Raw genomic sequence first — 11,554 nt, 5'->3', positions numbered from 1 at the left:
TCCGCATCCATTGTTTTTTGCTTGGCGCGCCATTTGATAGATATGAATGAAATGAACTCGAGTGATTTCGAAGCCCTTCTTACGGCGCAACGTAGCGCCATGATTCGCGATATTCCGACATCACCCGCCGTCGTTTCCACAGAAACGCCGACGCTGACCAAAGCTGAACTTGCCGAGTTGCTGTTCGACAATGTCGGACTCAACAAGCGGGAAGCGAAAGACATGGTCGAAGCGTTTTTCGAGGTGATCCGCGATGCGCTGGAGAGTGGCGACAGCGTGAAGCTGTCGGGGTTCGGCAACTTTCAGTTGCGTGACAAACCCCAGCGTCCCGGCAGAAATCCGAAGACCGGCGAGGCGATTCCAATCGCCGCGCGCCGTGTTGTGACGTTTCATGCAAGTCAAAAGCTGAAAGCGCTGGTTGAGAACGGCGCTGAGGCAAGCTTCACGCGCTGATCGACCGGCGCGTTCCTGCGCAACCCACCACGACGGCTAACTGACGATGACAGCGACGATCGAAAAAGTCGTCTTGCCTCCGATTCCGGCGAAGCGCTACTTCACGATTGGTGAGGTCAGCGAACTATGCGGCGTCAAACCGCATGTGTTGCGTTACTGGGAGCAGGAGTTCACGCAGTTGAGGCCGGTCAAGCGACGCGGCAATCGCCGGTATTACCAGCATCACGAGGTGCTGCTGATCCGACGGATTCGTGAGTTGCTCTATGAGCAGGGTTTCACGATCAACGGTGCGCGCAACCGGTTGGATTCGCATGGTGGTGGGGCGCATGGCGGCCCGGGTGGATCGCCGGATGCGATGGTTGAGGAAGGCGAGGGCGCAGTCGCTGCGCAAGCCTCCGCTGCTACGACCGCCGCGGTTGATGTCGAGCAGTTGCGTAAGGAATTGCTGCAGGTCATCGATTTGTTGGGCCATTAACGCTTTGTTCGCGTGAGATGGTTCTAATCGAATAAAGTGTCTGTTATAATTTTTCTCTGTTCGGGGCGTAGCGCAGCCTGGTAGCGCACACGCCTGGGGGGCGTGTGGTCGGAGGTTCAAATCCTCTCGCCCCGACCACAAGATTAAAGCCGCAATGCTCAAAAAGCATTGCGGCTTTTTCGTTTTGGCGCCGCGTTTTTAGGCACTGTGCGTTCGCAGCACGGCCCGTCACCAAAACGCCGGAAGAATGTCCACAAACAAGATCTTCACGATCGTCATGGCCGGGAAAATCATCGCGTAGCCGATGTCGGGCTTCTCGGTCGGCGTGAGCTTGTTCGCGAACGCCAGAATCGCCGGATTGCCGCAAGCACCCGTGACAATGCCCGCTACTTCGTCGAAGGGAAGCCGGTACACCAGCAAGCCGAGAATAAGAATCGGCAGCACCAGCGCAATCAGCACGATCGCGCCGAGGCCGAGCATCAGCAGTCCCGTTTGCGAAACCGTCGCCGCGAATTTCGGTCCTGACGACATACCCACTTGCGCCAGAAAAATCGTGAGTCCGAGATTGCGCATCACCAGGTTTGCAGGCAACGGCATGGTCCAGTGGATGCTGCCGGTTCGGCGGTATTTCCCCAGTATCAGCGCGACGATCAACACGCCGCACAAACCCAGCGCAAGCTTGCCGATACCCGGCAAAGGAATCTGGATTGCGCCGACCAGAAAACCCAACGCCATCCCGAGCCCGACCGAAACGTAGCTGAATTCCGCGGTGCCTTTAATCGAATCGCCGAAAAAAGCGCGCACCTCGGGGAAGGTCGCGCGTCCGGTCAGCAGGCCCACCCGGTCGCCGTATTCGAGGACCAACTCGGGATTCGGCATGATGTCCGCATCGCCGCGCCGCACGTGCGCGACGATCGAGCCATCCGGTAATTCAAGCTCGCCAAGCTGTCGACCTACCACCGTCGCGCGTGACGCGAACACGCGCAAATAGTCCAGATCACCACGATCGCGCAGCACGCGTCCGGGCGCGGCTTCGCCGAGGCTCCTGCGAGTCTCCGCGAGCGCCGCGCCATCCGGGCTGACGGCGAGCACGACATCGTTCTCCGCCAGCACGAGTTCGGGCGACGCCGGCGCGTTATGGTGAGCGCTACGCACGGCGACGATCTGCACGTTGGCAGGCAGACCCGTGAGTGCTTCGGCGAGCGTCTTGCCGCAGAACGCCGGGTTGCGCAGCGCGATTTCGAGGATTTCGAGTCCGGCATTCGCCGCAGCGGCGATCTTTTGCGGACGTATCAGGAACGCGATATAGAGCAACAGGATCGGACCCGCCACACCGAATGGATAGGAAACCGAATAACCCACTGCGGCATCGTCGTTACCGAGCGCGGCAATGGCGGCTTGCAATGCAGCGGTGCTCGTGCCTGCACCGGAGAAGAGGCCAAGCGCATGGCCTGGATTGATCTGCATGACTCGCTGGATCGCGAAGCTCGTCGCGCCTGCGCATAGCACGCCGATCAGTGCGAGCAGGTTCGCGCGCCGTCCGGCCGCGCTGGTGAGTCCGAGGAAAAACTGTGTGCCGTACTGAACGCCGACGGTGTAGAGGAACAACGAGAGACCGAGCGTGCCGACCATAGGCGCGGGTGCGGATTTCGGTGCGAACCAGCCGGCCGCGAGTGCGACGAACAACACCGCGCCGACACCGAGCGAGAATCCCTTGATATTGATTTCGCCGACGAAATAGCCGATGGCGATGGTGAGGAACAGCGTCATCAACGGCTGATGTTCGAGAAGCGTCTTCAGGAAATCCATGTTTCCTCCGCTACGGGGGCAGACTCTTACTCGTGCTGCTTTCTACTGTGGTGTCACCAAGGCCGCTTTGCCGCGACGCGACGGCGTCGAAAACGCAAAATGCGGGAGAGCGGCGTCTGCAAGGCCGCTCTCCCGCATGAATCTAACAGAATCCGTTTGAATTGACTTCAGTCGGCACCAAGCGCAATGAACCTTTCAAGGTGATGATCTTCATCGCCGAGTTGATGGTCGATCATCACGAGGCGCTTGGCGTAGTGAGCGAGCGGCAATTCCCATGTCATGCCGATTCCGCCATGCAGTTGAATGCATTCCTCCGCCACCAGCGCGCCGATTCTGCCAACGCTGTATTTCGCCGCAGACAACGCGCGTTCACGCACCTTGCGTTCGGCCCCGAGCGCGGCGGCCGCGTTGATCACCGAGGAACGCGCCTGTTCGATTTCGAGCAGCATGTCGGCCATTCTGTGCTGCAACGCCTGGAAGCTGCCGATCGGCACGCCGAATTGCTTACGCGTGCGCAAGTACTCGAGCGTGTATTCCTTGGCGACGTCCATCGCGCCGATTGCCTCGGAGCACAACGCCAGCACGCCGAAACCAATTGCGTATTCGAGCGTCGCAAAGCCTTCACCCGTTGCACCGAGCAGGGCGTGATCACCGAGTTTGACGTTATCGAATGTCACTTCGGCAGCGCGCCCGCCGTCGATCTTGCGATAGCCGCGCACGTTCACGCCCGCCGTGTCACGAGGAACGAGAAAAAGCGTCAGGCCTTCTTGCGCATCGTCTTCGCCGCCGGTGCGCGCGGACACCAGAAACACGGCTGCGTGTTCTCCATGCTGAACCACCGCCTTCGCGCCGTTCAATTGCCACGTATCGCCGTTGTGTTGCGCTCGCGTGGTGACGCGCGCCAGTTCATAGTGACTGTCGGGTTCGCCATGCGCGAGCGCAACGATTCGCGATCCATCGATCAATTCGCCAGCCAGCGCTTTTTGCGCTTCGTTGCCGCTCTTTGCAATAGCTCGACCGACGATCAACGTATCGAGAAACGGTTCGACTACGAGTCCGCGGCCCAGGCTTTCGAATACCACGCTGATATCGAAGCCGCCGCCGCCGAAGCCGCCATCCGCTTCGTCGAACAATGCGCCGATGATGCCGAGTTCCGCAAAACGGCCCCACAATTCGCTGCTGAAACCTTGCGCCGAACGTGCAATCCGGTCGCGCATGTCGAACCCGTATTGCTCGCTGATAAAACGGTTGAGCGTGTCCGCAAGCATGCGGCGATCTTCGGTGTGCTGGAAATTCATGACATGCGCCCCTTACAGTCCGAGGATCATTTTGGAAATGATGTTCTTCTGGATTTCATTCGAGCCGCCGAAGATCGACAGCTTGCGATTGTTGAAGTAAAGCGATGCGGCGCTCGCGGCTTCGTCGGGACCCACCGGCGTGCCGTCGTAACCGTCGTCCAGTGCTTCCTCGATAAACGGCTGTGCATAGGGCCCCATCGCGCGCCGCGTGAGCGACGAGATTTCCTGACGGATTTCAGTGCCGCGAATCTTCAGCATCGAACTCTCGGCGCCAGGCACGCCACCGCCTGCTACCGCGGCGATCACGCGCAGGTTGGTAGTCTTCATGTTCTCGAGATCGATTTCGACGCGTGCCATGCGCGCGGCGAATGCGGGGTCTTCGGAAAGCGGGCGTCGATTGCGCCGCTGCCTGGCGGCGATCTTGCGCAGCCGGCTGAATGCGGCCACCGAGAAGCCGACGCCCGCAATATTCGTTCGCTCATACGTGAGCAGATATTTCGCGTAGGTCCAGCCCTTGTTCTCTTCGCCGACGAGATTCGCGACCGGCACACGCACATCGGTGAAAAAGACTTCGTTCACTTCGTGCTCGCCGTCGAGCGTGATGATCGGCCGTACGTCGACGCCGGGCGTATTCAGATCAATCAGCAGGAAGCTGATGCCTTCCTGTTTGCGCACATCGGTGGCGGTACGCACGAGGCAGAAAATCATGTTCGCGTAGTGACCGAGCGTAGTCCACGTTTTCTGGCCGTTGACGATGTAGTACTCGCCCTGATCGTCGTTGCCGCGTACGGCAGTCGTCTTGACCGACGCGAGATCGGAGCCCGCGCCGGGTTCCGAGTAACCCTGGCACCACCAGTCGTCCCCATTCAGAATGCGCGGCAGCCAATGCTGTTTTTGTGCTTCGTTGCCGTATTTGATCAGCACCGGCCCGAGCATGTTCACGCCGAACGGTACGACACGCGGCGCACCCGCTAAAGCGCATTCGTTTTCGAAGATAAATTTCTGCACCGGGGTCCAGCCAGGGCCGCCGTACTCGGTCGGCCAATGATTCGCGAGCCAGCCTTGTGCGTTGAGAATCGCGTGCCATTCGGCCATGTCGTCACGGGTCAGGCGGCGTCCGCCAAGTACCTTGCTCGACAGACGCGGGGGCAAGTTGTCGCGCAAGAACGCCTGTACGTCCGCGCGAAACGTTTCTTCTTCCGGGGTGAAGTTCAGATCCATGGCGGTTTTTCCGTGAGGTTCGAGCCGACCGGCGTTTCGTTTCAGCGCCGGTCGATATGTATCAGAATATGAGCTATTTGATTCAAGCCGTTTGATTCAGGCTCGCGAAATCAGCACCGCGTTCGACGAGATCGATCAGCAACGGCGATGCCTTCCAGAACAGCGGGTCTTCTTTAGCGAACTCGCGGATGTCGGCGAGGATCGTCGGCAGGCCGACCGTATCCGCATATTTCATCGGACCGCCGCGATAGCGCGGAAAGCCGTAGCCATACAGGAACGTCACGTCGACATCCAGCGGACGCAGTGCAATGCCTTCGTGCACGACGTTCGCGCCTTCGTTGATCATCGCGGCCATATAGCGGCGCATGATTTCGTCATCGGAAAAAGCGCGGGGCGCGATACCCGCACGCGTGCGTTCGCCGTCGATGATCGCTTCGACTTCCGGATCGTGTGCGCCATTGCGCGAACCTTCGGGATACAGATAAAAGCCACGACCGGTTTTCTGGCCGAACCAGCCGCGCTCGCACAGGCGGTCGGCGATCTGCACATAGCGCGCGGCCGGATTGCGGGTGGCCGCGCGGCGCTTGCGCGTCGCCCAGCCGATGTCGCCGCCCGCGAGGTCGACAACCTGGAACGGCCCCATCGGAAAGCCGAATGCACGCACTGCTGCATCGATCTGATAGGGCGATGCGCCGTCTTCCATCATCGCGTCGGCCGCGCCGCGATACACCGCGAGCACGCGGTTGCCGATAAAGCCGTCGCACACGCCCGCGCGCACCGGTGTCTTGCGCAGCTTCTTCGCGAGTTCGAATGCGGTGGCGACCACGTCCGCGCTGACCTGTTTCGGCACCACGACTTCCAGCAGTTTCATGATGTTGGCAGGTGAGAAGAAGTGCAGTCCGATCACGTCCTGAGGACGCGAGATGCTGACCGCAATGGCGTCGATGTCGAGATAGGACGTGTTGGTTGCGAGCACCGCACCGCGTTTGCAAACGCGATTCAGTTCCGCGAATACGGCCTTTTTCACATCGATATCTTCGAAGACGGCTTCGATCACGAGGTCCGCTCCGGCGAGCGCATCGTAAGAGGTGCTGCCGTTCCAGCGCGTCATGATGCCGGCTTTCTTTTCCGCGGTCATGCGGCCTTTCGCAATCAGGCCGTCGTAGACTTTTTCGATGTGCGCACGACCGCGCGCGAGCGATGCGTCGTCGCGTTCGATCATCGTCACCGGCAGGCCCGCGTCGAGCACCGCGACGGCGATGCCCGCGCCCATGGTGCCGCCGCCGACGACGCCGATCGTGTTGAGCGCACGCGGTGTCGAGTTGCGCGTTTCGGGCGCCTTGAGCACTTCACGCTCGGCGAAGAACGCGTGAATCAGACCGGCGCGTTGCGGGCTTTCGAGGCATTGCAGAAACAGCGTACGTTCGACGCGCAGTCCTTCGTCAAAAGGCTGTTCGATAGCGGCTTGAACGGCGTCGACGATCTTCAGCGGCGAGAACAGGCCTCGGGACTTTTTTGCCGTTTCTGTCCGTGCGGCAGCGACCGCCGCGAGGCTGGCGGTCCGGTCGTCGAGCGCGGTGGCGTTGCGTGTGCGGCGCACTGGCGCCTGGTTTGCCAGCAGTTCCTGGGCGAACGCGAGCCCTTCGGCAAGCACGTCGCCGCTCTGTCCCATACGGTCGATCAGACCCAGCGCCAAGGCTTCTTTAGCGCTCGCATGGCGGCCGCTGAGGATCAGGTCGAGGGCTGCCTGTGCGCCGATCAGGCGCGGCGTGCGCTGGGTGCCTCCCGCGCCCGGCAGCAGGCCGAGTTGCACTTCGGGCAGGCCGAGCTTCGCGCCGTCGACGGCAATCCGGTAATGCGCGGCGAGCGCCACTTCCAGACCGCCGCCGAGCGCCGCGCCATGAATCGCGGCGACCACCGGCTTCGTGCACGTTTCGATGCGATTGCACACGTCCGGCAGCGACGGCGGGACCGGCGGCTTGCCGAACTCGCGAATATCCGCGCCCGCGATGAAATTGCGCCCCGCGCCGACGATCAGCACCGCCGCGACGGCCTTGTCGATATCGGCGGCTTCGATGGCCGCGAGCAGCCCGCGTCGCACGTCGGCGGATAGCGCGTTCACCGGCGCATGGTCGATGGTCACCAGCAGCACCTTGCCACGTAGCTCGCGTGTGACAACGTCGGTCGAAGGGGTGAGGCTCATGGGTGTCGTCTCCTGACTGTTATGGGCGGCGGCGCAGGGCAACGCGCGTCTCGCGAATTGGCCTGATTGTGCGGTGGTCAAGGTTTATTGACAATCACATGGACGATTGACAGACTGTCAAAATTATTTTGACAACGGCACTGCCATGGACGTCAATTCGCTGACCCTGCTGGTCGATATCCTCGACGCGGGCAATCTGAGCGAGGCTGCGCGCCGGCTGAAAATGAGCCGCGCGAACGTGAGCTATCACCTGAACCAGCTTGAGCGCTCGATTGGCCTGCAACTGGTCAGGCGCACCACGCGGCGCGTCGAGCCGACCGAGATCGGCCTGCAGTTATACGAGCACGGTCGCACGATCCAGAACGCGTTGCTCGCCGCGCGCGAATCGGTCACGACCCTCGGGCAAACCCTGCAGGGCCGCGTGCGGCTCAGCGTGCCGAGCGGCTACGGTCAACTGGTGATGTCCGACTGGCTGATCGCGTTCAAGCGGCTTTATCCGGGCATCGTGCTGGACGTGCTGTTCGAGAACCGCGTCGAAGACCTGATGCGCGATGAAGTGGATATCGCCGTGCGCGTGATGTCCGAGCCGCCGCAAAACCTCGTGGCGCGCGACATGGGGCCGGTGAGCTATGTGGCGTGTGCATCGCCCGAATTTGCGGAAACGCATGGCATGCCCGCGAAACTCGACGATTTGCGCACCGCGCCGCTGATTACCGCTGCCGTAGTCGGCAAGCAGTTACGCGTAGCCGCTTATCTGCGAGACGAACGGCACGAAGTATTGCTGGAGCCGACCATCATCTCCGAGAACTTTCTGTTTTTGCGTCAGGCGATACAGGCGGGGTTGGGAGTAGGGCTGGTGCCCGATTACGTCGTGCAGGAAGACCTGAAACGCGGTGACGTGGTGACCGCACTCGACGAGTGGCGCTTAAGCATCTTCGGCACGCATATGTACATGCTGTATATGCCGAACCGGCATCACACGCGCGCTGCTGCGACTTTTATCGAATTTATCCTGCAGCAGGCGCATGGAAGCGGTAGAGGGGGACCGGTTTAGAGGCTGTTTATTGAGGGCGAAGCCTGCGTCCAATGGCGGTCTTGACCAGCGGCACACCTACTTGCAGAAGTTTGCGAACGCCTTCATCGCGTCCGACTTTCTGCACCGCGTTATCGATCATCGTTTCCATGACGCTGGCCGGATAGAAATCGCGGAACAGACTGTTGGCGCCCAACGTGGCGAATACGTGATGCAGAAACGAGCCCGCAGGCGGTCCGATTCTTTTGAACAGCCCCATCTTCACTACACGGTTATTCCAGAGGTGCAGCGTATAGGCGCTTTTGCATAAGGCCGAACACTCGTCCATATACTTGGGCAGAAACACCTTGTAGTAGTCGTCGAAATGGACTGGATAGAAAACACTTTCGGGCAGCCCCGCCTTGACGCCATAGACAGAGGTGAGAAGACGCGGACCGGTATCGCCCCAATTGATGTTGGTCCCTTTCATTGCTTCGACGCGCCTGATCAGATCCTTCAAACGCGCGTTAGCCGGATCGAGTCGCAGTAATGCGGTGCAAATGCTGGTTGGCGATTCCTTGCCGATAAGATCGCCGGCTAGCGCGAGATCGAAATCACGCAGTAGAAGCATGTCGGTATCGACCCAGATCTCGTCGGTCTTCGTGAACATCTCAAAGCGGAAATAGTCCGTGAAATGCGCCATTGAAGGCACGCCGTGAATCGGGAAATCGTTCAGTGAATCAGACGAGAGAATGACGCTGGCGTCTTTTGCAACGACGCCTTTCGGCAGATTCTTGACTTCGTGATAACTGTATAAAGCGACCTCGTTACCGTAAGCGGTGAACGATCTCAGGCACGCCAATTCATAAGGGGAAAGATCAGGGCCATGCCAGAACGACGCAAATCGCGCTTTGCTCATAAAGTATCCTGAAGAGACCATTCTGTTGAACGGGACAGCGCCCGGTGACAACAAGCGAGAGTGACGGGCATAGGTATTCAGGCAGCGCATCGTGGCAAGCCGTTCTCCGGATAGTAGTCGGGCAGATTTATCGCATTGCACAATCGGCGTGAAATGCACATCAGTTGTCGCGAATCGTTGAGGTTGTCGGTAAATCAGGCCGGGGAAATGGGTGCGCATGTCATACATGCCGAATTCAATCAGGTTATTTCAAATGCGGTGACGGCATTAGCAAATGATTGCTTAAAAGTGATACATATAGCTGCATCGATTTAAAGACACAAAGGAGACGCGATGAATCTCGACGGCCAAACCTATGAATCGCTGACAGAAAACTTCGCGTGGCGCATTCCCGAGCGCTACAACATGGGTGTCGACGTCTGCGATAAATGGGCCGATGGCTCGGGCCGCCTCGCGTTGATCTACGAAGACCCTGAAGGCAACGCGACGCGCTACACGTTCGACGAATTGAAAACGTTGTCCGATCGTTTTGCGAACGCGTTGCTGACGTGTGGCGCGCAACGCGGCGACCGGATCGGCATCTTCCTGTCGCAGTCGATCGAAACCGCCATCGCGCATCTCGCCGCGTATAAGGCCGGTATGGTGGCCGTGCCTCTGTTCGCGCTATTCGGTGTCGATGCGATCGAACATCGTCTCGGCGACAGCGGCGCAGTGGCGTTGATAACCGATCAGGCCGGCGTGCGGAAGATCGACGAAATCCGCGCTTCGTTGCCGGCTTTACGCGATGTGTTCAGTGTCGATATCGGACACGACGACGTTGTCGCCGCCGCGCCGGTGCATTCGTTCTGGCATGCGCTAAATAGCGCGTCCGCTGGATTCACGCCTGCGGACACCAATGCAGACGATCCCGCTGTCATCATCTATACCTCGGGGACGACCGGCAAACCGAAGGGCGCGTTGCATGGTCACCGTGTGCTGCCCGGCCATCTTCCCGGCGTCGAGATGTCGCAACAGGGCTTTCCCGCGCACGCCACGTTGATCTGGACGCCAGCGGACTGGGCATGGATCGGCGGCCTGTTCGACGTGTTGCTACCGGCATGGCATCACGGCGTGGCAGTACTCGCGCGCCGCTTTGCGAAATTCGATGGTGAGGCCGCTTTTGATCTGATGGCGCGTCACGCGGTCTCGCATACTTTTTTGCCGCCCACTGCTTTGAAGATGATGCGTGGAGTCGAGCATCCCGAACGCTGGAACCTTGCATTGCGCTCAGTGGCAAGCGGTGGCGAATCGCTCGGCGAGGAATTGATCGGTTGGGGACGTCGGGCACTTGGCGTAACGATCAACGAGTTCTATGGACAGACCGAATGCAACGTCGTGGTGTCGTCGTGCGCGGCGCTTTTCGAGCCGGGCGTCGGCGCGATTGGCCGCGCGGCACCGGGGCATCATGTAGCGATTATCGATGCGAATGGAGATGAATTGCCACCGGGTGCAATTGGCGATATTGCCGTCGCCTCACCCGACCCGGTGATGTTTCTCGGCTACTGGCGCAACGAGGCCGCAACGCGCGAAAAATTTCGCGGCCGGTTTCTGGTGACCGGCGATCTCGGCACACGCGACGCGGAAGGCTTTGTCCGTTTTGTCGGACGTGATGACGATGTCATCACGAGTGCCGGTTATCGCATTGGGCCAGCATCGATTGAAGATTCTTTGCTGCGTCATCCGGCCGTTTCGATGGCTGCGGTAATCGGCGCACCAGATCTCGAACGTACCGAAATCGTCATGGCGTTCGTGGTGTTGAAAGCCGGCTTTGTCGGCGACGAAGCGCTCGTTCGCGAGATTCAGCAGCACGTCAAAACGCGGCTCGCTGCTCACGAATATCCGCGCGAAATCCGCTTCGTCGACAGCTTGCCGATGACGGCGACTGGCAAGGTGATTCGCAAAGCGTTGCGCGCGGAAGTCAGTAGCGATTCGAGCACGCTCTCTTCGAAAACATGAATACGACACGCGCGTAACCATTCGCCATCTCATTCACGCATTCGCTTTTGGCAAACAGAAAGACGACCATCAACGTGCTCTACCGCACACATCGACGCACTGCATCGTTATCGGGTTTAGCCTGATGCCGTAATCCCCAGTGACCATGCGTCGATGCCGTGTGCTGCGT

The 11,554-nt window shown here is 59.8% G+C and carries 9 protein-coding genes and 1 tRNA gene; 5 read left to right on the top strand and 5 right to left on the bottom strand.

Features of this window, described 5'->3' with window-relative positions:
- Positions 1-42 precede the first annotated feature (42 nt).
- From BLS41_RS11785 to BLS41_RS11775, 3 genes are all read left to right on the top strand, one after another.
- Complete coding sequence (locus tag BLS41_RS11785; protein WP_074764652.1) at positions 43-453, top strand: integration host factor subunit alpha; 411 nt, start codon at positions 43-45, stop codon at positions 451-453.
- A 46-nt stretch (positions 454-499) separates the two neighbouring features.
- Positions 500-928, top strand: coding sequence for a MerR family transcriptional regulator (locus tag BLS41_RS11780; protein ID WP_074764650.1), 429 nt, complete (start codon positions 500-502; stop codon positions 926-928).
- A gap of 61 nt (positions 929-989) precedes the next feature.
- A tRNA-Pro gene (locus BLS41_RS11775) sits at positions 990-1,066 on the top strand.
- Between the two features lie 90 nt (positions 1,067-1,156).
- Here the strand turns inward: BLS41_RS11775 and BLS41_RS11770 are convergent.
- The 4 genes from BLS41_RS11770 to BLS41_RS11755 all read right to left on the bottom strand — a co-directional run bounded on the left by BLS41_RS11770 (position 1,157) and on the right by BLS41_RS11755 (position 7,459).
- Complete coding sequence (locus BLS41_RS11770) at positions 1,157-2,737, bottom strand: aspartate:alanine exchanger family transporter (RefSeq protein WP_074764648.1); 1,581 nt, start codon at positions 2,735-2,737, stop codon at positions 1,157-1,159.
- Between the two features lie 167 nt (positions 2,738-2,904).
- A complete protein-coding gene (locus tag BLS41_RS11765) occupies positions 2,905-4,035 on the bottom strand; it encodes an acyl-CoA dehydrogenase family protein (RefSeq protein ID WP_074764646.1) in 1,131 nt (376 codons plus the stop codon).
- Between the two features lie 12 nt (positions 4,036-4,047).
- Entirely contained in the window at positions 4,048-5,256 is a 1,209-nt protein-coding gene (locus tag BLS41_RS11760) for an acyl-CoA dehydrogenase family protein (RefSeq protein WP_074764644.1), read from the bottom strand.
- Between the two features lie 82 nt (positions 5,257-5,338).
- Complete coding sequence (locus tag BLS41_RS11755; RefSeq protein WP_074764642.1) at positions 5,339-7,459, bottom strand: 3-hydroxyacyl-CoA dehydrogenase NAD-binding domain-containing protein; 2,121 nt, start codon at positions 7,457-7,459, stop codon at positions 5,339-5,341.
- 145 nt (positions 7,460-7,604) lie between these two features.
- Here BLS41_RS11755 and BLS41_RS11750 point away from each other — a divergent pair, with 145 nt between their 5' ends.
- Positions 7,605-8,513 (top strand): LysR family transcriptional regulator, encoded by a 909-nt coding sequence (locus tag BLS41_RS11750; RefSeq protein ID WP_074764640.1) that lies wholly within the window; start codon positions 7,605-7,607, stop codon positions 8,511-8,513.
- 7 nt (positions 8,514-8,520) lie between these two features.
- Here BLS41_RS11750 and BLS41_RS11745 read toward each other — a convergent pair whose 3' ends face one another.
- Entirely contained in the window at positions 8,521-9,618 is a 1,098-nt protein-coding gene (locus BLS41_RS11745; protein WP_253189644.1) for a hypothetical protein, read from the bottom strand.
- Positions 9,619-9,723: 105 nt separating this feature from the next.
- Here BLS41_RS11745 and BLS41_RS11740 point away from each other — a divergent pair, with 105 nt between their 5' ends.
- The gene (locus tag BLS41_RS11740) at positions 9,724-11,385 is read left to right on the top strand and encodes an acyl-CoA synthetase (protein ID WP_074764637.1); all 1,662 of its coding nucleotides are present in this window, start codon (positions 9,724-9,726) and stop codon (positions 11,383-11,385) included.
- The last annotated feature ends 169 nt before the right edge of the window (positions 11,386-11,554 follow it).

This window comes from Paraburkholderia fungorum (assembly GCF_900099835.1).
GTDB classification, from domain to species: Bacteria; Pseudomonadota; Gammaproteobacteria; order Burkholderiales; family Burkholderiaceae; genus Paraburkholderia; species Paraburkholderia fungorum_A.
This window is presented reverse-complemented; position numbering and strand designations above follow the sequence as displayed.

Bases quoted from the DNA above. Each gene is read 5' to 3' on its own strand.
- BLS41_RS11785 (WP_074764652.1), top strand. From the start codon at position 43: ATGAATGAAATGAACTCGAGTGATTTCGAAGCCCTTCTTACGGCGCAA.
- BLS41_RS11780 (WP_074764650.1), top strand. From the start codon at position 500: ATGACAGCGACGATCGAAAAAGTCGTCTTGCCTCCGATTCCGGCGAAG.
- BLS41_RS11770 (WP_074764648.1), bottom strand. From the start codon at position 2,737: ATGGATTTCCTGAAGACGCTTCTCGAACATCAGCCGTTGATGACGCTG.
- BLS41_RS11765 (WP_074764646.1), bottom strand. From the start codon at position 4,035: ATGAATTTCCAGCACACCGAAGATCGCCGCATGCTTGCGGACACGCTC.
- BLS41_RS11760 (WP_074764644.1), bottom strand. From the start codon at position 5,256: ATGGATCTGAACTTCACCCCGGAAGAAGAAACGTTTCGCGCGGACGTA.
- BLS41_RS11755 (WP_074764642.1), bottom strand. From the start codon at position 7,459: ATGAGCCTCACCCCTTCGACCGACGTTGTCACACGCGAGCTACGTGGC.
- BLS41_RS11750 (WP_074764640.1), top strand. From the start codon at position 7,605: ATGGACGTCAATTCGCTGACCCTGCTGGTCGATATCCTCGACGCGGGC.
- BLS41_RS11745 (WP_253189644.1), bottom strand. From the start codon at position 9,618: ATGTATGACATGCGCACCCATTTCCCCGGCCTGATTTACCGACAACCT.
- BLS41_RS11740 (WP_074764637.1), top strand. From the start codon at position 9,724: ATGAATCTCGACGGCCAAACCTATGAATCGCTGACAGAAAACTTCGCG.